Raw genomic sequence first — 21386 nt, 5'->3', positions numbered from 1 at the left:
AAATCCCCTCCATTGCTGTTTTGTATTTTCAGGATTGAACATGAACGATGGAACGGACTATCGCGCGATTCTGCTCGCCGGTACGCCCTTAATCGATGTACGCGCCCCCGTTGAGTTTCAACAAGGCGCGATGCCGGGTGCAATCAACCTTCCCCTGATGAACGATGACGAACGTGCCGCGGTCGGGACCTGTTACAAACGTCAGGGACCGGACGCTGCGCTGGCACTGGGACATCAGCTTGTGAGCGGCGACACCCGCCAGCAGCGAATGAGTGCCTGGCAAGCGGCGTGTCGCCAACACCCTGAGGGAATTTTATGCTGCGCACGCGGCGGTCAGCGTTCACACATTGTGCAGCAATGGCTGCGTGAATCCGGCATTGACTACCCGCTGGTCAGCGGCGGTTATAAAGCCCTGCGTCAGGCTGCGATACAAATAACTGAAGAGTTGGTGCAAAAACCAATTGTCTTAATTGGCGGCTGTACCGGCAGCGGTAAAACGCAGTTGGTGCAATTGCAGCCAAACGGCGTGGATCTCGAAGGTCTGGCGCACCATCGCGGCTCTTCTTTTGGTCGCACGGTTGAGCCGCAACTGAGCCAGGCCAGTTTTGAAAACCTGCTGGCGGTCGAGATGCTGAAAACCGACAGCCGTCAGGACCTGCATCGCTGGGTGCTGGAAGATGAAGGCCGCATGATTGGCGCCAATCATTTGCCCGAGTGCTTGCGCGAGCGCATGAGCCAGGCCTCTATTGCGGTGGTTGACGATCCCTTTGAACTGCGCCTTGAGCGGCTGCGTGAAGAGTATTTTGTCCGCATGCACCACGATTTCACCCAAGCGTACGGGGAAACCCAGGGCTGGCAGGAATACAGCGAATACCTGCACCACGGTCTGTTCGCCATCCGCCGTCGTTTAGGATTACAACGTTTTGCGGAGCTGACCGAGCTGCTCGACGTCGCGTTGAACGAGCAACAGGCCAGCGGCAGCACCGACGGTCACATGGGCTGGCTGGTGCCGTTACTCAACGAATATTACGATCCGATGTATCGTTACCAGTTAGAGAAGAAAGCCGCGAAAATCGTCTTTCGCGGCACATGGCAGGAGGTGAATGACTGGGTTCAGACGCATTAATGCCGGTCGCGCTTATCCGCGCGTTTCGCCAGCCAGTCGCCCAGCACCTGAACAACCTGTACCAGAATAATCAGCGCCACCACGGTGACGATCATGACCTGGGTTTCGTAGCGGTAATAACCGAAGCGAATCGCCAGGTCACCAACGCCGCCGCCGCCAACAATCCCGGCCATCGCGGAATAGCCGATCAGGCTGACCAGCGTTATCGTCAATCCACGCAGCAGGCCGGCACTGGCTTCCGGTAACAGCACGGTACAAATGATGCGCATCGGGCTGGCGCCAAAGGCCTCCACCGCTTCAATAATGCCTTTATCGACCTCGCGCAGGGCGCTGTCCACCAGTCGGGCATAAAATGCAATCGCCGCTACCGACAGCGGTACCGATGCCGCAATCGGCCCGATGGTATTGCCGAGCAGAAACTGAGTTAACGGCAGCAGCAGCACCAGCAGGATCACAAACGGCACCGAACGGATGATATTCACCAGCACGGAGCTGAGCAGATACACAAAACGGTTCTGCCAGAATAAATGACGGTCGGTTACGAAGATTAAAAAACCCAGCGGCAGGCCGCCAACAATTGCCAGCACCGTTGAGATGCTCAGCATCTGGAAGGTTTCATTGAACGCCAGCGTCAAATCCGGCAATAAATCATCCACGAATCACCTCCACCTGTGCGGTACGTTGACGAATGTGCTCCACGGCGACATCGACCGCCGCAGGATTATGCGGCGCGGTCAGTTGCACCACCAAAATCCCCAGCGCCCGCTCGCCAATATATTCAATTTTGCCGTGCAGGATATTCACCGCCACGCCAAATTTCACTGCCACCTCGGACAGCACCGGCTGTTCTGCCGAATCGCCAATAAACAGAATTTTTAACAGCTGCCCCGGCAAATGTTGCCGCAGGCGATCCGGTAGCGTCAGGTTGAGCGTGTGTGATACCAGCTGTTGGGTAAACGCGTGCTGCGGATGGGCAAAAACATCAAACACCTCGCCGGACTCCACCACCTTGCCACCGGACATCACCGCCACGCGATCGCAGATAGATTTGATCACGTTCATCTCGTGGGTGATCAGGACGATCGTGATCCCCAGTTGGGCGTTGATCTGCTTGAGCAGTGCCAGAATGGTAGCGGAGGTTTCCAGATCCAGCGCCGAAGTCGGTTCATCGCAGAGCAGCACATCCGGGTGGTTGGCAATCGCACGGGCAATACCCACACGCTGCTTTTGCCCGCCGCTGAGCTGCACCGGATAACGGTTGGCCTTATCAGACAGTCCCACCAGGGCCAGGATCTCCGTCACGCGTGGGGCAATTTTACTGCCCTCCCAGCCTGCAGCCTTCAGGCTGAAGGCCACATTTTGCGCCACGGTGCGGGTATGCATCAGGTTAAAGTGCTGGAAGATCATGCCGATACGCTGACGCGCCTTGCGTAATTGACGTCCCTCAAGCGCGGAGATTTCCACGCCATTCACTTTTACGCTTCCCTCGCTCGGGCGCGTTAAGGCGTTCAGGGTACGCAGCAGGGTACTTTTTCCCGCGCCGCTGGTCCCAACAATACCGAATATCTCGCCTGCGCCGATCCGCAGGCTGACGTCATCAACCGCACGGGTTGACGGCCCACGGCCTGCGGCGAAGTCCACGCAAACCTTCTCTATCTCAATCATAGCCACCTCAGAAATGCGAAAAGGGCAGTCATCGCTGCCCTGTTAACCCATTGGCGCAGCGATTACTGGGCTGCCGACATCCATTCCGGTTTCTGGAAGGCGCTGTAAATATTTTTCGGGTCGTCAATCACCGCGCGATAAGCCGGTGATTTCACCGCCTCAACAATGTCTTTGGCGAACGGTTTATCCGCATCTTCACTGCGTACCGCGATGATATTTTTCAGGTTTTCATCCAGATTCTCTTGCTTCAACGCACTTGCGAGATCCAGTTTTGCGGCAACGGCGAAGTTACCGTTGACCAGCGCGCCGGTCACGCCGTCGAGCGTACGCGGCAACTGCGCAGCTTCCAGCGGTTTGAAAATCAGCCCTTTCGGGTTGCTGGCGATATCACGCTCGGAAGCTTTAGTGGGATCGATATTATCTTTAATGGTGATCAAATCGATAGATTGCAGGAAGCGCAGCCCGCGAGCCAGGTTGGTGGGATCGTTGGAAAGCGTAATCACGTCCCCTTTTTTCAGCTCATCCAGGCTTTTGATTTTATGTGAGTAGAACCCCATTCCGGCCGTCGGGACCACAATCAATTTGCTCAGCTTCAGGCCTTTGTCGGCAGTGAATTTGTCAAAGTACAGCGAGTGCTGGAACAGGTTAGCGTCAATGCTACCGTTGGAAAGCGCCATATTGGGCTGGACGTAGTCGCTGAATTCGCGCACCACCACCTTGTAGCCCTTTTCTTTCAGCGTCGGGGCAATAGCCTGTTTTACCATGTCACCATACGGACCCGGCGCGACGCCGAAAACGATAGTCTGTGGATCGCTATTGGCGTGAGCAAACTGTAAGCCGCAGGCCAGTAATAATGCTCCGGTCGCGATGCGTAAATTGTGGCGCAATCCCATAATCTCTCCATTTTAACGTTGTGATGTGGTATCTCACGCCGTTCATGCGGCGTTGTTGTTGTTGACCTGCCTAACAGGCTGATTGTTAACATGACACAGATCACAACCTGCTGTCCTTGAAATTATTTCATGATATTGCAGAGTGTGTAATTGAAGGGGAAGGCATGAAAAAAGCCGGATGGCGGCACAAGCACCTTATCCGGCCTACAAATAACTCGATTACGCTGCTCTCGTAGGCCCGATAGCACACGTGCATCGGGCATTCCGTTTGGCAGGTGTTCGATTAGAAATCGTAACGCAGACGCACCAGGTTCATGTCGCCCAGGTTGTCGGTGCTGGAGGTAAAGACGTGTTCGTAATCTACACGGAAGCCGTAGTCCAGCTGGAAGCTGATCCCCACGCCGTTGTCGGTGCGCAGGTAGTTACGGCCATTCACGTATTCAATACGATCGCCCATAAAGTAAGGCTGAACGGATTTCAGTGCATACTGGCCAACCGGGAAAGTGTAACCGGCAAAGTATTCCAGACCCCACGCGTCACCGGCAAAATAGTCGTTAACCGACACTTTCTTGGTGGTCATGAAGTTTTGATACCAGCCGCCACCCAGGGAGAAGGTCCAGTTGTCCGGTTTCCAGCTCAGCGCAGTACCCACGATGTTCTGATCGTACGTTTTGCTGCCATTGCCGCGCATTTCCGCACGGGTGTAGTTCCACGCCGTACCCCAGGTTAAGTCGTCGGTAATGTGGTAATCGGCACCCAGCGAGCCGCCGCCTTTACGTTTGTAGCGCAGACCGTTGTTCGGGTTGTAGTCATCGCTGAAAAGATAAGAGGCATAGAGATCTACATCGCCCACGGTTTTCTTATACTTCAGTGATTTACGCGTACGATATGAACCATCGTAGTCGCCATTAATCCCGTTACCTGGTGCCTGACCGATCATATCGTAGTCCCAGATATCTGTTTTCGCACCGACCACATCATAGTAAATGCTGTTCTGTTGACCGAAGGTCAGCGTACCCCAAGTCGCGCTCTTCAGCCCGGTGTACAACATACGACGCGTGGTGTCGTTGGCGCCGTCTGCATGGTGATTATCCCAGTCGAACATCGCCGGGAAGTTAACGCCCAGTTCGTAGTAGCTCACCCAACTGATGTCATCAAACAGATAGTAGTCTGCGGCAAAGCGGAAACGGGTACCGCCATCGAAACCGTTACGCTTGTAGCCATTCTTGCCATCGTCGCCCGCCATGTTCTGGAACTGGGGACGGATACTGCCACCGACGGTGAAGTTAAGACGGCTCAGCGGATTACCCGCCTGCGGATCTTGTTTCAGGACGGTGATTTCCGCCTGGGCGGCGAACGTCGTTAATGCCACTACTGCGCCGATCGATACCGCCAGCGCTGTTTTTTTTATAGTCATGGATTGTTTTACCTTGATAGATAGCCTGCCAATTATTCAGCACGCAAATATTAACGTTTATTAATACTCGCGTGTTGGCGGGTTTTTATTGTTCCGTGCGGTTAAATATCAAGGAGTTATCAATTTGTGCGGGATAACCGAAAAATACGCACCGGTGTAAAAACCGGTGCGTAATCATCACTAAAATGAATTAATTGTTAAACTGACGAAACAGGGCCTTGCCTTTTAGCAGACGTGCGCCGAGCCACCCACCGCATAATGAGAGCAGCAACGCCCCGCAAACCGGTAAGATGACCCACAGCCGCCAGTCAGGCTCCCACGGGAAATCAAACACGCGGGTTTGCAGAACCGCCAGCGCGGTTTCTGCGCCAATGGCCGCAACCAGCCCGGAGACCATCCCCAGCATGGCGAACTCGCACCAAAGCGTGGTGCGCAGCAATTTCTTGCCCGCCCCCAGCGTCCGCCAGACCACCAGTTCCTGATGCCGCTGACGCATGCCGACCTGCACCTGTGCCAGCAGCAGCAGCATGCCACAAGCGGTAACCAGCACCACCATCACCTCCAGCGCCCGGCTGACCTGTTCAAGCACCTGGCCAACCTGTTTGAGGATCGCGCCGATATCCAGCAGGCTGATGGTCGGAAACTCGCGGTTAAGCTGCGTCAGCATGCCGTTGCCATTTTCCCAACGGAAGCTGGTCAGCCAACTTTGCGGCTGCCCGTCCAACGCGCCCTGCGGGAAGATAAAGAAGAAGTTAGGCCGCAGGCTTTCCCAGTCCACCTTACGCAGGCTACTGACCGTAGCGCTGAAATCCTGGGTGTCACCCATAAAGGTCACGCGATCGCCAAGTTTGACGTTCAATCGCTCCGCCAGCCCTTCTTCCATCGACACTTCACCTGCTTTTGGCGGCCAACTTCCGGCGGTTAACGGGTTATGATCCGGACGGGTATCCTGCCAGGTCAGGTTCAGTTCGCGGTTTAGCGACTCATCCTGATTGCCTTCGGTTGCCTTGTCATTGATGGCGGTCAGACGCGCCCGCACAATCGGGTAGAACGACTCAGGGATCACCTGATGCTCGGACAGGAACGCCTTCAGCGGCCCCACTTGTTCAGTGGCAATATTGATGAGGAAATAGTTCGGGCTTTCCGGCGGCATTTGCTGCTGCCAGCGGTCGAGCAGATCGCCCCGTAACACCAGCAACAGCGCCAGTAGCATAAAAGAGAGCGAAAAGGCCGACAGCTGACTCAGCGTTGACCACGGCTGGCGCAGTAAACGACTGACCGCCAGACGCAGCGGCAGCGAGGTGAGCGTCAGGCCGCGCAGCAGGTTGAGCAGCATCCAGCCCAGCACGCCGCACAACAGCGCCAGCACCACCGCACCGGCCAGCACCGCCCACAGCAGCATGCTTCCGCCCATCAGCCCGGCCAGCAGCGCAACCACCACGATCGTCGCCACAGGCAAATAGATCTTCAGCGGCCAGACGTTGGCCACCACGTCGCGGCGCAGCACCCGCAGCGGCTGCGTGGCCAGCAGCAGACGATAGGGACGCAGCCCGACCAGCAGTGAAATGACGGTCATGGTGCCGAACGCCCACAGCCACGGCCACAGGCTGGCAGGCGGCAATTCACCCGGTAAAACGGGCCTGAGCAGCAGCACCAGTATGCGTTCAAACAGCAGACCACACGCCCCGCCGGTGATACCGGACAACGCCAACACCATCAGCCACTGGCCGACAATCAGCTTGCGTAGCTGCGCCCTGCCCGCGCCGAGCGTTTTTAGTATCGCCACCAGATCGTAGCGGCTGCGGCAGTAATGATTCATCGCCACGGCAACGGCGGCAACCGCCAGCAGCAACGTTAACAGTGCCGACAGCAGCAGGAACTGTTGCGAGCGTTCGAGAGATTTCCCCAACGCGCCTTCATCTTGTTCCAGCCCGTACCAACGCTGCTCCGGTTTTAACTGCGGCAACAGCCACTTTTCATAATCTTCCAACTGCTGCGGCGTGCCGCCAAATTTATAACGCCAGGTCACACGGCTTCCAGGCTGGACGGCCCCCGTTTTTTCGACATCGGCAAGATTCATCATCAGACGCGGTGCTATCTGAAACGGGTTAAACCCGGAATCCGGCTCCTGTACCACCTCGCCAGCAATACGCAGCGTGGCGTCCCCGACATCAATGGCATCACCGATTTTCAAATTGAGCAGCGCCATCAGACGCGGGGCCAGCAGCACCGAACCGGGCTGCGGTTTCAGCCCTGGCGGGTTGGTTTGCAGCGCGCCATACAGGGGGTACACGTCATCCACCGCTTTGACGTTCGCCAGTTGCGGAGTATCGGCGGCAAAGGTCATGGTGGCGAAGGTCAGCTGTTCGCCCACCTTCAGGCCGCGCTGTCGCGCCTCGTCAATCCAGGCTTTCGGCACGTCCCGCGAGCTTTGCAGCGCCCGGTCGCCCGCCATAAATTCGCGGCTTTGCTGGCTCAGCCCTTTTTCCATGCGGTCACTGATATTCCCCAGCGCCAGCACGCAGGCCACCGCCAGGCTGAGCGCCAGCCAGACAATTAATAATGAGGGCGAGCGCCATTCGCGCCAGAACCAGCGTGCAATCATGCCTCCTCCTGTAGCAGCCCGTTAACCAGACGTAAACGCCGGTCGCAGCGCGCCGCCAGCTGCGGGTCATGCGTGACCAGAATCAGGGTGGTGCCGTGTTCACGGTTGAGAGAGAACAGCAGATCGGCAATTTTGTCTCCAGTTTGCCGGTCGAGGTTGCCCGTCGGCTCATCGGCAAACAGCACGTCCGGGCGTCCGTTAAACGCCCGCGCCAGCGCCACACGCTGCTGCTCCCCGCCGGACAGCTGGGCCGGAAGGTGGTCAAGGCGTTTGCCTAACCCCAATTGCTCCAGCAAAGCTTTGGCTCCAGCCTGACTGCTGCCACTGTTTTCCCCGCGCAATAACGCGGGTAGTTCGACGTTCTCGAGTGCGTTGAGGGTCGGAATGAGCATGAAGGACTGAAAGACAAAGCCGACATGCTGCGCGCGCAGCTGCGCCCGGGCTTCTTCGTCCATACTGTGCAACGGTTGCCCGACCAGGCTGACTTCGCCGCTTGTGCCATCGTCCAGCCCGGCGAGGATCGCCAGCAGCGTGGATTTCCCCGAACCCGACTCACCAATCAGCGCAATGGTCTCGGCGCGTTTGACAACCAGTTCAACTCCGGTAAGGATGGATAGCTCCTGATCACCCTGACCGACGGATTTCTTAAGATGATGAACTTCAACAATGTTTTCCGCTGGCATTTGCCCTTCCTGTTCCTGGTTCTGTTAACTTTCCGCGCCGCCGCGGCGGACACGTTATTAATTCTGGGTGACAGCCTGAGTGCCGGATACCGAATGTCGGCCAGCGCAGCGTGGCCAGCGCTGCTGCATGACAAATGGCAAAACAAAACATCGGTGGTGAATGCCAGCATTAGTGGCGACACCTCACAACAGGGCCTGGCGCGTCTGCCCGCATTACTGCAACAACACCAGCCACGCTGGGTGCTGGTCGAACTGGGCGGCAATGACGGCCTGCGCGGGTTTTCACCTGCGCAAACTGAACAAACCTTGCGTAAAATTTTACACGACGTCAAAGCGGCAAAGGCCGAACCGCTGCTGATGCAAATTCGTCTGCCAGCCAACTACGGTCGCCGGTATAATGAAACCTTTAGCGCAGTTTATCCAAAGCTCGCCAGCGAGTTTGATATTCCTCTGCTGCCCTTTTTTATGGAAGAGGTCTATCTGAAACCCCAATGGATGCAGGATGATGGTATCCACCCTAATCGTGACGCCCAGCCGTTTATCGCCGACTGGATGGTGAAACATCTCACACCTCTAGTAAATCACGACTCGTAAAACAACGGAGATCCTGACAGGTAAAGTTATGCAAAAATCGGTCTTAATAACAGGATGTTCCAGTGGAATCGGCCTGGAAAGCGCGCTTGAGCTGAAGCGCCAGGGTTTTCAAATTCTGGCAGGCTGCCGCAAACCCGACGATGTCACACGCATGAACGGCATGGGATTCACCGGCATCTTGCTGGATCTGGACTCTACAGAAAGCGTGGATCGCGCAGCCGATGAGGTGATCGCCCTGACCGATAATCGTTTGTATGGGATCTTTAATAACGCCGGATTCGGCGTGTATGGCCCGCTGCCGACCATCAGTCGTGAGCAGATGGAACAGCAGTTTTCCGCCAACTTCTTTGGTGCGCATCAGTTGACCATGCGCCTGCTGCCCGCCATGTTGCCCCACGGCGAAGGGCGTATTGTGATGACGTCATCGGTGATGGGCCTGATCTCCACGCCGGGGCGTGGGGCCTATGCCGCCAGCAAATACGCGCTGGAAGCCTGGTCCGATGCACTGCGTATGGAGTTACGCCACAGCGGCATCAAAGTCAGCTTGATTGAACCCGGCCCTATCCGCACCCGTTTCACTGAGAACGTTAACCAGACACAGAGCGATTCCCCGGTAGAAAACCCCGGTATTGCCGCACGGTTTACGTTAGGACCTGAGGCCGTGGTCGCCAAAGTGCGTCATGCTTTTGAGAGCGATAAACCGAAACTGCGCTACCCCGTCACCCTGGTGACTTGGGCAGTCATGCTGTTAAAGCGCCTGTTGCCAGGTCGCGTAATGGACAAAATTTTACAGGGCTGAGTTGAAGCCAGCGCGTCTGCCCCCATGTAAAAACAAATCGACGAATAGAGAGTGACTCCATGTCCGTACAAAATATTGTCAATATTAACGAATCTAACCTGCAGCAGACCCTTGAACTGTCGATGACCACGCCGGTCCTGTTCTATTTCTGGTCTGAACGCAGCCAGCACTGTCAGCAATTGACGCCGGTGCTGGAAAGCCTGGTCGCGCAGTACAACGGTCAGTTTATTCTCGCCAAGCTGGACTGCGACGCCGAGCAGATGATCGCCTCGCAGTTTGGCCTGCGTGCCATCCCAACGGTGTATCTATTCCAGAACGGTCAGCCGGTGGACGGTTTCCAGGGTCCGCAGCCGGAAGAGGTGATCCGTGCGCTGCTCGAGAAAGTCCTGCCAAGTGAAGAAGAGCTGAAAGCACGCCAGGCCATCGAATTCATTGAAGCTGGCAACCACGCTGACGCACTGCCGCTGCTGAAAGAAGCCTGGCAGATGTCCAACCAGAGCAGCGAAATTGGCCTGCTGCTGGCAGAAACGCAAATCGCCCTGAACCGCTCCGACGATGCCGAAGCGGTGCTGAAAACCATTCCGTTACAGGATCAGGACACCCGCTATCAGGGTCTGGTCGCCCAAATTGAACTGCTGAAGCAGGCAGCGGACACGCCGGAAATCCAACTGTTGCAGCAGCAGGTAGCAGACAACCCGCAGGATGCCGCACTGGCCACCCAACTGGCGATCCAACTGCATCAGGTCGGACGTAACGAAGAAGCGCTGGAGCTGCTGTTCAGCCACCTGAGAAAAGATCTTGCTGCCGCTGACGGCCAGGCGCGTAAGACCTTCCAGGAGATCCTCGCCGCATTGGGCACCGGCGATGCGCTGGCGTCGAAGTATCGTCGTCAGCTGTACGCGTTGTTGTACTAATCCGCGTGATGTTGCCCGATGGCGCTTGCGCCTATCGGGCCCACAAATTCTACAAATACCGATCCCGTAGGCCGGATAAGGCGGTAGCCGCCATCCGGCTTCACATTACGTCTTCTTCAGATGCGTTACGACTAATTGGTGACGCGAATTATAGAACTTCCGATAGGTTAAATAGCAGGCGATAATGGTCGACAGGCTGGCGGTAGAAAGCAGCATGAAGGTCACCATAATCTGATATTTGATCGCTTTTACCGGATCGATACCGGCAAAGATTAACCCCGACATCATCCCCGGCAAGCTCACCAGACCGACGGTTTTCGCTGAATCAATGGTTGGGATCAACGACGCACGAATACTGTCGCGAATTAACGGCGCGGAGGCAATCTTCGGCGTGGCGCCGAGACTCAACTTTTCCTGAATTTGCTGCTGTTCGCTGTTAAATCGCTGGCCCAGATTGTTATAACACAGCCCGACCGCCACCATCGCGTTGCCCGCAATCATGCCGGAAATCGGGATCACCTGCATCGGCGTGAACGCAATGGAGCCTGACAGCACCAGTACCGCCAACGTCAGTCCGGCCCCTGCCGTTATTGCAATAAACGACGAGATAAAGGCGTTGCCGATATATTTACTGCGTTTTTGCGCGTTATAGGCGGCGTTAAGACAGATAAACAGCACCATCAATAAGGTCAGAATACTGTGATTCACGCCAAAGATATATTTCAGCACGTAGCCGACGATAATAAGCTGGATAACCGCCCGACATACGCTCCAGAGAATATCTTTTTCCAGCGCCAGTTTTTCTTTATGGCTAATCAGAATAGACACCACCACCAGCATCATCGCTAATGCCAGCGACTCATTGGTAATATTATGCTCGTTCATTGCGTGTTTCCTGCATTTCTCCGGCATGCGGTTGGAGGGTTATGACATTATCCGCATGATTAATTTCATCTTTGTCGTGCGTCACCCACAACACCGCCATATTTTTCTCGCGAACGTAGCGATGTATAAGCTCGTTTACATTCCGCTTATTGGTTTCATCCAGCGCGCTGGTGATTTCATCGAGCAGCAGAATTTTGGGCAAAAACTGCAAATTACGAATGAGCGAGACGCGTTGCTTTTCACCGCCGGACAGTTCATTGATGCCTTTTTTGAGGATCGTCTCGGGCAGCTCAAAGCGCGCCAGATCGTCGAGAAACGCCTCTTCTTGTGGGTGTTTATGCCGAATTTGCCACGGAAAAATGAGATTGTCGTAAACGGTGTCGCCAAACAATGCGGGGGTTTGCGCACAATACGAGACCTGCTGTCGATACGCTTCGGGTTTGAGCGTGGATATCTCCTTTCCCTCAAAGAGGATCTCACCGTTGCTTGGGCTAATTAACGAGGCCACAATCTTCAGCAATGTGCTTTTACCGCAGCCGGATGGGCCTGTTATAAGCTTAAATTCCCCGGCGTGGAGATTAAAACAGATATTATTGAGAATCTTCGTGTTACCCGCCTGCCAGCCGACATCGTTGAGCTGGAGCAAAATACTGCTTTCTTCCATTATCATTCCCTTTTCACCGCTTTCGTGCAGACAGTCTATCCCTGTAATTTATTATTGGGGAGCCACCTTGATAAATCGGGTATAATTTGACTTATCAGGCAGTAAAGGACAGCGTAACAGGAGGTTTTATCGATGCTCATTTTCATCCCCATTCTCATTTTTGTCGCGCTGGTGATTGTTGGCGCAGGCGTCAAAATCGTCCCTCAGGGATACCAGTGGACGGTGGAACGCTTTGGTCGTTACACCAAAACCCTGCAGCCAGGCTTAAGCCTCGTGGTACCGTTCATGGACCGGATTGGTCGTAAGATCAATATGATGGAGCAGGTTCTCGATATTCCGTCGCAGGAAGTTATCTCCAAAGATAACGCCAACGTGTCCATCGATGCAGTGTGCTTTATTCAGGTGATTGATGCGCCAAAAGCGGCGTATGAAGTCAGCAATCTGGAACTGGCGATCATCAACCTGACGATGACCAACATCCGTACCGTTCTCGGCTCGATGGAGCTGGACGAGATGCTTTCCCAGCGCGACAACATCAATACGCGTTTGCTGCATATCGTTGATGAAGCCACCAACCCGTGGGGCATCAAAATTACCCGTATTGAAATCCGCGATGTGCGCCCACCGGCCGAGCTTATCGACGCCATGAACGCCCAGATGAAAGCCGAACGAACCAAGCGCGCCTATATTCTTGAGGCCGAAGGGATCCGCCAGGCCGAAATCGTCAAGGCCGAAGGTGAGAAGCAGTCGAAAATCCTGAAAGCGGAAGGTGAACGCCAGTCCGCGTTCTTGCAGGCCGAAGCGCGCGAACGTTCCGCCGAAGCTGAAGCCCGTGCAACGCAGATGGTGTCTGAGGCCATTGCCGCCGGGGATATTCAGGCCGTGAACTACTTCGTGGCACAGAAATACACCGAAGCGCTGCAACAAATCGGTTCGTCCAATAACAGCAAAGTGGTGATGATGCCGCTGGATGCCAGCAGCCTGATGGGCTCCATTGCCGGTATTAGCGAACTGATTAAGGACAGCGCCAGCGAGCGGAACAAATCATGATTGCGATGATTCTGGTTCATCCACACCTCTTCTGGCTCAGCCTCGGCGGTCTGTTACTGGCCGCTGAGATGTTGGGCGGCAACGGCTATCTGCTGTGGAGCGGTGTGGCGGCAGTCATCACCGGTCTGGTCGTCTGGCTATTGCCGCTCGACTGGGCATGGCAGGGCGCGATGTTCGCCGTCTTAACGCTGCTGGCAGCCTGGCTGTGGTGGAAGTGGTTGGCAAAGCGTGTGCAGGAACAAAAACCGGCAGACAGCCATCTCAACCAGCGCGGACAGCAACTGGTCGGCCGCCGGTTTGTGCTGGAAACGGCGCTGGTGAACGGGCGCGGACATATGCGCGTGGGAGACAGCTCCTGGCCGGTCAGCGCGCGTGACGATTTGAGTGCAGGAACACAGGTTGAGGTGATTGCCGTTGAAGGCATTACCCTGATTATCAGAGCCTTATAACCCACATAATGACAGGAATAAAGATTATGGTCAGGAAGACATCCCTCGCCTTTGCCGTGTGTACCTTGCTGGCGGGTGCCCCACAGGCATTCGCCTCTTTTGATATGGAAGATTGCAAATGGAGCGATGCGAGCTGTCTGCTGAAAGGCATCCCGGTACTCAGCCCGGAAAACGACACCCGTGATAACCTGCTGCGTCTGTTGAGTCAGGAAAAATCATTCACCCTGCCGGTGCAGTCACTGCCTGCGGATGTTACCCGCTCCCGCGATTACTATTTTGCATATCATCCACAGTGGGATGAAATATCTCCGCCGCCAGCCGACGCCCCAGTGCAAAGCAAAGATGATGCGCTTGCCCGCCAGATGGCCGAACTGCAGATTACCGTCGAAGAGACAAACGCCGACGACGCAGAGCATGAGAACCGCCATGTGTCGAATACGACAGCCAGCGTCAGCCAGTTCTTTGCCGCACTGCTGGCGGATACTACGTTAACAGCTGAACAACGCCAGGCGTTAGCCCGGGCACGCCTGGGACTACTGTCCGGCGCGAGCGCTGAGCAAATTACATCCTCGCTTGCCACCATCCCTGCCGACGCCTCTGCGCAACAATACAAAACCTATCTGATCGCCGCCGCCCGTTTCTATGAAGGCGACTACGTCACTGCCGAACAGGATTTCACGCAGCTAGCCACCAGCAGTAGTCCGTGGCTGGCAGAAACCGCGCAATACATGCTGATGCGCACCGCGTTGAACAAGAGCAGTCAGAACAGCATTGGCCAATTCGGCGATTTTGATATCGCAAAAATTAACCGCGAAGACGCTACTCAGGCTCAAACGCTGGCGCAGGCCTATCTGCAGCGATTTCCCCAAGGGCTCTACGCCGACTCCGCACGCGGCATGCTGCGCCGGATTAACTGGTATTTACAGGCGTGGCCGCAGTTGGTCGGGTTGTATGAGCAGACGCTCCAGCAGTCGGCTGACGCACAGAAACTGCGTGAAATCATCATCGAATACGATAATGTTTTCGGTATGCAATTCTTTGAAGGCCCCGTGGTGGAGGCCTTCCCCGACGCGCCGCTGGTCAGCTATATCGAGTTGCTGCGCGCGCTGCGTCTGAACAACGACAACAAACCGACGCTGACGCAGGCCCAGCTTGATGCCAGCAAACCGGTGTTTGAAAAGGGGGGCAAACTCGCCCTGTGGCAGGATCTACAGCTGAATCTGTGGATGGCAACGGGCAATTACGCGGCCATTGTGCAGGCGGTGACACCGGCGCAAAAACTCCCCGCACACGACATTCTCGCCTTCAGTGAGCAAGTGATGTACGGCGAAGCGCTGATGGGGCAACAGCAGTGGCCCGCCGCCCGCGCGTTCTGGCAGCAGCTACTGAAAATCAGTCAGGACCCCGAACAGCAGCAGTATGTACAGGCCAAGCTGGCGGCAACGCTGGTTTACAGCGGCGACATTGCGTCTATTTTCGCCCCGGACAGCGCGGTGACGAACCTGCGTTTTCGTTCGCAGGTGTTAAAAGCACAGGCAACACCAGAGCTGCTGCGCCAGCAGGCCACTCGCGGCCCCAACAACGAAGAACGCACCATCGCCCTGCATACATTGTTGGTACGCGATCTCACCGAGAATCGTTTTAGCGACTGGTTGAACGACAAAAAGCTGGCTGGCGCGATTACGCCACCGGTGATTGGCGAGTCGTTTGCTGATGTGAATCTGAGTACCTTTGACTGGAACGGCGACGCCGCCCAGGCCGGTTACACCTGCCGTAGCCTCGATGAAACGGTCACTGTGCTAAGCAAAAAAGCGGATGATGCCCACGCGCTGAACTGCCTGGGGGAATTCTTCCGCACTTCGCAAACCCATGTTGCTCTGCAGGCAGACCGCGCCGGTAACGACGTGCTGGGCACGGCCATCTCACGCAAAGAGCCGTTCGGGCAGTTTGACCGCCAGCGTTATTATCAGCAGGTGATCGCTTCCCCCAACGCAGAAGTCGAAGACAAAAGTTTTGCGCTGTACCGGGCCATCATGTGCTATGCACCATCGGGTTATAACGAATGCGGCGGTGAAGAGGTGGACAAGTCGCAGCGTAAAGACTGGTACACACAGTTGAAGACGCAGTATCCAGGAAGCCCGTGGGCGCAAAAACTCAAATACTACTGGTAATTGCGCTGCTGAGCGGACAGGCTCAGGCCGCAGAAACGGTAGCTGCCCGTGAACATCAGGCCTTTTGGTTATGGTCCGGGGTAAAAGCCAGCCACGAGCTGCGGGACGCGCAAACGGTGTATCTGCACCAGGGGGAAGTGCTGACCCGCTCGGGCCAGGTGGTCTTTCAGCGTCTGGGTCTGCCGGTCAGCCGCCTGACCTTTCCGTCAATTTGGCTGACCGTGCGTTTTACTACCCTCGACGTACCGGATGCGATCCCGGCACGTATCGTGCGGCTGTTGCAGCGCTGGCAGGCCGCAGGCAACCACGTGGTCGGTCTACAGGTTGATTTTGACGCGGCAACCCATCAGCTCGCCGATTACGCCCGATTTCTGCAACAGCTGCGCCAACAATTGCCGCCGGAGTTCGCTCTTGGGGTAACCGGACTGCTGGACTGGGCCAAGACCGGCGATGTCGCCACGCTGAATGCGCTACCGGTTGATGAACTGGTGGTGCAGAGCTATCAGGGACGTCACACGGTAGCCAATTATCAGGCGTATCTGCCCGCACTCACCCGGTTACGCATTCCATTTAAGCTCGGGCTGGTACAACACGGTAGTCGGGATGTGCAGGCGGAAGCGCAGTTGGAGACATCACCATGGTTTCGTGGCACGGTGGTCTTTATGCTGCAACCACCACGCCTTTAGGCCTTCGCTTTGTGGCGGCAGCAGCCGGAGAGATTATCAATGATCGGGCATTCGGCGCTGTCATCGCCGGGACAGCTGTCCGCCAGCGCCAGCAAATGCGTGCGCATCGCCTGGAGTTCGTTAATGTGCCGCTCAATGTCCGCCACTTTTTCCAGGGTGCGCTTTTTCACATCCGCGCTGTGGCGTGCCGGATCGTTAAACAGGTTTACCAGTTCACCGCACTCTTCAAGGTTAAAGCCAACCTGCCGCGCCTGACGCAGCAACGTCAGTTCGTTCAGATGTTGTTGCGTATAGGTGCGGTATCCGTTTTCGCTGCGCAGCGGCGGCGTCACCAGCCCTTTCTCTTCATAAAAGCGGATAGCTTTACTGGTTAAACCGGTTTTTTTAGCAACATCGGATATATTCACATCTTCCCCCTTGACCTTCCCCTTGATGGAAGGTTTAACCTTTATAACAGTTAGTCAAAACGATTGCCAAGGTCAATAAACCACCGACCAATCATAGAGGATTATTGTTATGTCTCAAACCATCGACCTGACCCTGGACGGATTGTCCTGTGGTCACTGCGTTAAACGCGTCAAAGAAAGTCTCGAACAACGTCCGGACGTTGAGCAAGCGGATGTCACTGTTACCGAAGCACACGTTACCGGTAGCGCCAGCGCTGAAGCGTTAATTGAAACCATCAAACAAGCTGGCTATGGCGCAGAGTTAAGCCACCCAAAGGCTAAACCGCTGGCGGAGTCATCAATCCCGTCGGAAGCGCTGACAGCGGTCTCTTCTGAGCTTCCGGTAGCGACGGCTGAAGATGACAGCCAACAGTTGTTGTTGAGTGGCATGAGCTGCGCCAGCTGTGTTTCCCGGGTACAAAATGCGTTGCAAAACGTACCGGGCGTCACGCAGGCACGGGTAAATCTGGCGGAGCGTACTGCGCTGGTAATGGGCAGCGCTTCCGCCGAAGAATTAGTCCAGGCCGTAGAGAAAGCTGGCTACGGCGCTGAAGCCATCGAAGACGATGTTAAACGTCGTGAACGCCAGCAGGAAACGGCCGTTGCCACCATGAAACGCTTTCGCTGGCAGGCAGCCGTTGCGCTGCTGCTGGGCGTACCGGTGATGGTGTGGGGCATGATGGGCGATAACATGATGGTCACCGCCGATAACCGTAGCCTGTGGCTGGTCATCGGTCTGGCGACGCTCGCCGTGATGGTCTTCGCAGGCGGTCACTTTTACCGCAGCGCATGGAAAAGCCTGATGAACGGCACCGCCACCATGGATACCCTGGTGGCGCTCGGAACCGGGGTGGCCTGGCTCTATTCAATGAGCGTTAACCTCTGGCCGCAGTGGTTCCCGATGGAAGCACGCCACCTCTATTATGAAGCCAGTGCGATGATTATCGGTCTGATTAACCTCGGACATATGCTGGAGGCGCGCGCCCGTCAACGCTCCTCCAAAGCACTGGAAAAACTGCTCGACCTCACGCCACCGACCGCGCGCGTGGTGACAGAAGAAGGCGAAAAAAACGTCCCGCTGGCCGATGTTCAGGCAGGCATGTTACTGCGCCTGACCACCGGTGACCGCGTCCCGGTGGACGGTGAAATCACCCAAGGCGAAGCCTGGCTGGATGAAGCCATGCTCACCGGCGAGCCAATCCCACAACAAAAAGGCGAAGGCGACAGCGTCCACGCCGGTACGGTAGTTCAGGATGGCAGCGTGCTGTTCCGCGCCAGCGCTGTCGGCAGCCATACCACCCTGTCGCGCATTATTCGCATGGTCCGTCAGGCGCAAAGCAGCAAGCCAGAGATTGGCAAGCTGGCTGACCGCATCTCCTCGGTGTTCGTTCCGGTGGTGGTAGTGATTGCGCTGGTCAGCGCCGCAATCTGGTATTTCTTTGGCCCGGCACCGCAGATTGTCTATACGCTGGTGATTGCCACCACCGTACTGATTATCGCCTGCCCGTGTGCGCTGGGTCTGGCAACACCGATGTCGATTATTTCCGGGGTCGGTCGTGCCGCAGAGTTTGGTGTTCTGGTCCGCGACGCCGATGCGCTGCAGCGTGCCAGTACGCTTGATACCGTGGTGTTTGATAAAACCGGGACGCTGACCGAAGGGAAACCGCAGGTTGTCGCCATCAAAACTTTCGGTGATATCGATGAAGCGCAGGCCATCCGTCTGGCCGCAGCCCTTGAACAGGGTTCCAGCCACCCGCTGGCCCGCGCGATTCTGGATAAAGCCGGCGATGCGGCCCTGCCGCAGGTCAATGGGTTCCGTACGCTGCGCGGCTTAGGCATTAGCGGTGAAGCGGAAGGTCATAGGCTGCTGCTGGGCAACCAGACGCTGCTCCATGAACAGCAGGTGGTCACCACAGAGATGGAAGCTGAAATCACCGCGCAGGCCACTCAGGGGTCGACTCCGGTGCTGCTGGCGATTGACGGCAAAGCGGCCGCACTGCTCGCGGTACGTGACCCGCTGCGCAGCGACAGCGTGGCGGCACTGCAGCGCTTGCACCGCGCCGGGTATCGTCTGGTGATGCTCACCGGGGACAACCCAACCACCGCTAACGCTATTGCCAAAGAAGCAGGCATCGACGAGGTGATCGCGGGCGTTCTGCCGGACGGAAAAGCAGAGGCGATTAAACGCCTGCAAAGCCAGGGACATCAGGTGGCGATGGTCGGTGATGGGATCAACGATGCGCCAGCACTTGCCCAGGCCGACGTAGGGATTGCCATGGGCGGTGGCAGCGATGTCGCCATTGAAACCGCGGCGATTACGCTGATGCGCCATAGCCTGATGGGCGTGGCGGATGCGCTGTCTATCTCGCGGGCCACCCTGCGGAACATGAAGCAAAATCTGCTCGGCGCATTTATCTATAACAGCATTGGTATTCCCGTTGCCGCCGGGATCCTGTGGCCGTTTACCGGTACCCTGCTTAACCCAGTGGTGGCTGGGGCGGCGATGGCGCTCTCTTCCATCACCGTGGTAAGCAACGCGAACCGACTGCTGCGCTTTAAACCCAAAGAGTAACCCTGTGCCGGATGACGCTAACGCTCATCCGGCCTACAAAATGCAAATGATATCGTAGGCCGGATAAGACGCTTTCGCGTCGCCATCCGGCGATTCACGCATTGCACCTTCCCGGACCACGCGCTAGCATGGGATTTTTCAACGGGAGGTCGTATGGATCTGTTATACCGGGTAAAAGCATTATGGTCTGCACTACGCGGTCACCATTATACCTGGCCTGCTATCGACATCTCGTTGCCCGGTAATCGCCATTTTCATCTGATTGGCAGTATTCATATGGGCAGCCGTGAAATGGCCCCTCTGCCCGCCAAACTCCTGAAAAAGCTCTACCGCGCCGACGCGCTGATCGTCGAAGCCGATGTCTCCGGTGACGATGCGCCGTTTGCTAACCTGCCCACGTTTGCCGCTCTGGAAGACCGCATCAGCGACGAACAGCTCCGCCACGTGCAAAAAGTCAGCGCTGAGTTGGGCATTTCCCCTTCCCTGTTTTCCACCCAACCTTTGTGGCAAATCGCCATGATATTGCAGGCAACCCAGGCGCAGCAGTTGGGGTTACGTGCGGAATACGGAATTGATTACCAACTGCTGAAACAGGCGAAGCAGGCGCAAAAGCCGGTCATCGAGCTGGAAGGTGCTGCCAGCCAAATCGATCTTTTATGTCAGCTACCGGATAACGGTCTGGCGTTGCTGGACGATACCCTGACACACTGGCATACCAATGCCCGTCTGCTGCAACAGATGATGGGTTGGTGGTTAAAAACACCGCCGCAGAATAACGATCTCACGTTACCCAATACGTTCAGTCAGTCGTTATATGACGTCCTGATGCACCAGCGAAATGAGGCATGGCGGGACAAGCTTAACGCGTTGCCCGCAGGCCATTATGTGGTGGCAGTGGGCGCACTGCATCTTTATGGGGAAGGGAATTTGCCGGAGATGTTGCGATAAAAAAATGGCCAATATTTCTATTGGCCCGTCAAAGAGGAATTTCATCATTATTATTATGCCGACGCTTAAAGCATCGGTGTAGGTCGATTGTCGCTCAAAGTCAGCATCCTGCCAATACTATTGCGCAAGATGGTACTATTTTTTCGACCGCCATCAGGCGTATGCTTTAGTCGTATTTTGTCTGAGCCAGGAAAAATTGCTATGACACCCGCCGTTAACTTACTCGAAAAAAACAACATTTCGTTCCAGATTCATACCTATGATCACGATCCGTCAGAGACTAATTTTGGTGATGAAGTGGTGCGTAAACTGGGTCTGAATGCGGATCAGGTCTATAAAACGCTGCTGGTTGCCGTGAATGGCGATATGAAACATCTGGCCGTCGCCGTCACGCCGGTAGCCGGACAGTTGGATCTGAAAAAGGTCGCCAAGGCGCTGGGCGCGAAAAAGGTCGACATGGCCGACCCGATGGTGGCGCAGCGTACCACCGGCTATCTGGTGGGCGGCATCAGCCCATTAGGGCAGAAAAAAAAATTGCCGACGCTTATCGACGCCCCCGCCCGGACGTTTGACACCATTTATGTTTCCGGCGGCAAACGCGGGCTGGATATTGAACTGGCGGCGGACGATTTGGCCAAAATTCTGGATGCGAAATTCGCCGATATCGCACGCCGCGATTAACCTGTTTTGGAATGATTGCCTGATGGCGCGCAGCTTTAAGGCCTACAACTGAATACTCTACAGGGCGTTATTGGTGAAGGCAGTTTGGACTCGGCCAGCGCGCAGGAACCGGAGCGTACATGTAGTACGTGAGGATTC

At 55.9% G+C, this 21386-nt stretch carries 20 protein-coding genes; 11 read left to right on the top strand and 9 right to left on the bottom strand.

The window, feature by feature from the left end:
• The first annotated feature begins 40 nt into the window (after nucleotides 1-40).
• Nucleotides 41-1126 carry a tRNA 2-selenouridine(34) synthase MnmH gene (mnmH, locus tag FDW88_RS13775; protein ID WP_137362759.1) on the top strand — a complete coding sequence of 362 codons (1086 nt, stop codon included), beginning with the start codon at nucleotides 41-43 and terminating at the stop codon, nucleotides 1124-1126.
• On the opposite strand, the gene FDW88_RS13770 is transcribed toward mnmH, so the two are convergent.
• The 6 genes from FDW88_RS13770 to ybbA all read right to left on the bottom strand — a co-directional run bounded on the left by FDW88_RS13770 (nucleotide 1123) and on the right by ybbA (nucleotide 8389).
• Complete coding sequence (locus FDW88_RS13770) at nucleotides 1123-1782, bottom strand: methionine ABC transporter permease (protein ID WP_137362758.1); 660 nt, start codon at nucleotides 1780-1782, stop codon at nucleotides 1123-1125. The genes mnmH and FDW88_RS13770 overlap by 4 nt on opposite strands.
• Nucleotides 1775-2791, bottom strand: coding sequence for a virulence-associated ABC transporter ATP-binding protein SfbB (gene sfbB / locus FDW88_RS13765; protein ID WP_137362757.1), 1017 nt, complete (start codon nucleotides 2789-2791; stop codon nucleotides 1775-1777). The genes FDW88_RS13770 and sfbB overlap by 8 nt, the downstream gene beginning before the upstream one ends.
• 62 nt (nucleotides 2792-2853) lie before the next feature.
• Nucleotides 2854-3684 (bottom strand): MetQ/NlpA family ABC transporter substrate-binding protein, encoded by an 831-nt coding sequence (locus FDW88_RS13760; RefSeq protein ID WP_117342153.1) that lies wholly within the window; start codon nucleotides 3682-3684, stop codon nucleotides 2854-2856.
• 283 nt (nucleotides 3685-3967) lie between these two features.
• On the bottom strand, nucleotides 3968-5101 hold the full coding sequence (locus FDW88_RS13755) for a porin (protein WP_135912438.1): 1134 nt from the start codon (nucleotides 5099-5101) through the stop codon (nucleotides 3968-3970).
• A 190-nt stretch (nucleotides 5102-5291) separates the two neighbouring features.
• Nucleotides 5292-7706 carry a putative ABC transporter permease subunit YbbP gene (gene ybbP / locus FDW88_RS13750; protein ID WP_137362756.1) on the bottom strand — a complete coding sequence of 805 codons (2415 nt, stop codon included), beginning with the start codon at nucleotides 7704-7706 and terminating at the stop codon, nucleotides 5292-5294.
• Nucleotides 7703-8389 carry a putative ABC transporter ATP-binding protein YbbA gene (ybbA, locus tag FDW88_RS13745; protein ID WP_137362755.1) on the bottom strand — a complete coding sequence of 229 codons (687 nt, stop codon included), beginning with the start codon at nucleotides 8387-8389 and terminating at the stop codon, nucleotides 7703-7705. The genes ybbP and ybbA overlap by 4 nt, the downstream gene beginning before the upstream one ends.
• Between ybbA and tesA the strand changes: the two genes are divergently transcribed.
• Genes tesA through FDW88_RS13730 form a run of 3 tightly spaced genes read left to right on the top strand, consistent with a single transcriptional unit; the run spans nucleotide 8357 to nucleotide 10696 of the window.
• On the top strand, nucleotides 8357-8983 hold the full coding sequence (tesA, locus tag FDW88_RS13740) for a multifunctional acyl-CoA thioesterase I/protease I/lysophospholipase L1 (RefSeq protein WP_212732608.1): 627 nt from the start codon (nucleotides 8357-8359) through the stop codon (nucleotides 8981-8983). The two genes, ybbA and tesA, sit on opposite strands and share 33 nt — an antisense overlap.
• Nucleotides 8984-9011: 28 nt before the next feature.
• Nucleotides 9012-9782, top strand: a complete 771-nt coding sequence (locus tag FDW88_RS13735) for an SDR family oxidoreductase (protein WP_115259179.1) — start codon at nucleotides 9012-9014, stop codon at nucleotides 9780-9782.
• A gap of 59 nt (nucleotides 9783-9841) precedes the next feature.
• Nucleotides 9842-10696, top strand: coding sequence for a co-chaperone YbbN (locus FDW88_RS13730; protein ID WP_115259180.1), 855 nt, complete (start codon nucleotides 9842-9844; stop codon nucleotides 10694-10696).
• A 105-nt stretch (nucleotides 10697-10801) separates the two neighbouring features.
• On the opposite strand, the gene fetB is transcribed toward FDW88_RS13730, so the two are convergent.
• Together fetB and fetA are read right to left on the bottom strand one after the other, a co-directional pair.
• Nucleotides 10802-11581 (bottom strand): iron export ABC transporter permease subunit FetB, encoded by a 780-nt coding sequence (gene fetB, locus FDW88_RS13725; protein WP_137362754.1) that lies wholly within the window; start codon nucleotides 11579-11581, stop codon nucleotides 10802-10804.
• Complete coding sequence (gene fetA / locus FDW88_RS13720) at nucleotides 11568-12245, bottom strand: iron ABC transporter ATP-binding protein FetA (RefSeq protein WP_137362753.1); 678 nt, start codon at nucleotides 12243-12245, stop codon at nucleotides 11568-11570. Before fetA ends, fetB begins: the two co-directional genes overlap by 14 nt.
• A 132-nt stretch (nucleotides 12246-12377) precedes the next feature.
• Here fetA and FDW88_RS13715 point away from each other — a divergent pair, with 132 nt between their 5' ends.
• Genes FDW88_RS13715 through FDW88_RS13700 form a run of 4 tightly spaced genes read left to right on the top strand, consistent with a single transcriptional unit; the run spans nucleotide 12378 to nucleotide 16601 of the window.
• Nucleotides 12378-13295: an SPFH domain-containing protein gene (locus FDW88_RS13715; RefSeq protein WP_096758014.1), complete on the top strand. Its 918-nt coding sequence runs from the start codon at nucleotides 12378-12380 to the stop codon at nucleotides 13293-13295.
• The gene (locus tag FDW88_RS13710) at nucleotides 13292-13744 is read left to right on the top strand and encodes an NfeD family protein (protein WP_117342146.1); all 453 of its coding nucleotides are present in this window, start codon (nucleotides 13292-13294) and stop codon (nucleotides 13742-13744) included. Before FDW88_RS13715 ends, FDW88_RS13710 begins: the two co-directional genes overlap by 4 nt.
• Before the next feature lie 26 nt (nucleotides 13745-13770).
• The gene (locus FDW88_RS13705; RefSeq protein ID WP_137362752.1) at nucleotides 13771-15915 is read left to right on the top strand and encodes a hypothetical protein; all 2145 of its coding nucleotides are present in this window, start codon (nucleotides 13771-13773) and stop codon (nucleotides 15913-15915) included.
• Nucleotides 15885-16601, top strand: coding sequence for a DUF3142 domain-containing protein (locus FDW88_RS13700; RefSeq protein WP_137362751.1), 717 nt, complete (start codon nucleotides 15885-15887; stop codon nucleotides 16599-16601). The genes FDW88_RS13705 and FDW88_RS13700 overlap by 31 nt, the downstream gene beginning before the upstream one ends.
• On the opposite strand, the gene cueR is transcribed toward FDW88_RS13700, so the two are convergent.
• Nucleotides 16598-17008, bottom strand: a complete 411-nt coding sequence (gene cueR / locus FDW88_RS13695) for a Cu(I)-responsive transcriptional regulator (RefSeq protein WP_137362750.1) — start codon at nucleotides 17006-17008, stop codon at nucleotides 16598-16600. The two genes, FDW88_RS13700 and cueR, sit on opposite strands and share 4 nt — an antisense overlap.
• Nucleotides 17009-17117: 109 nt before the next feature.
• Here cueR and copA point away from each other — a divergent pair, with 109 nt between their 5' ends.
• From copA to ybaK, 3 genes are all read left to right on the top strand, one after another.
• Nucleotides 17118-19619 carry a copper-exporting P-type ATPase CopA gene (gene copA / locus FDW88_RS13690; RefSeq protein WP_137362749.1) on the top strand — a complete coding sequence of 834 codons (2502 nt, stop codon included), beginning with the start codon at nucleotides 17118-17120 and terminating at the stop codon, nucleotides 19617-19619.
• A 153-nt stretch (nucleotides 19620-19772) separates the two neighbouring features.
• Complete coding sequence (locus FDW88_RS13685; protein ID WP_137362748.1) at nucleotides 19773-20567, top strand: TraB/GumN family protein; 795 nt, start codon at nucleotides 19773-19775, stop codon at nucleotides 20565-20567.
• Nucleotides 20568-20768: 201 nt separating this feature from the next.
• On the top strand, nucleotides 20769-21248 hold the full coding sequence (gene ybaK / locus FDW88_RS13680) for a Cys-tRNA(Pro)/Cys-tRNA(Cys) deacylase YbaK (protein WP_137362747.1): 480 nt from the start codon (nucleotides 20769-20771) through the stop codon (nucleotides 21246-21248).
• Nucleotides 21249-21386: the final 138 nt, after the last annotated feature.

Source organism: Citrobacter sp. wls829 (assembly GCF_005280825.1).
GTDB classification, from domain to species: domain Bacteria; phylum Pseudomonadota; class Gammaproteobacteria; order Enterobacterales; family Enterobacteriaceae; genus Citrobacter; species Citrobacter gillenii.
This window is presented reverse-complemented; position numbering and strand designations above follow the sequence as displayed.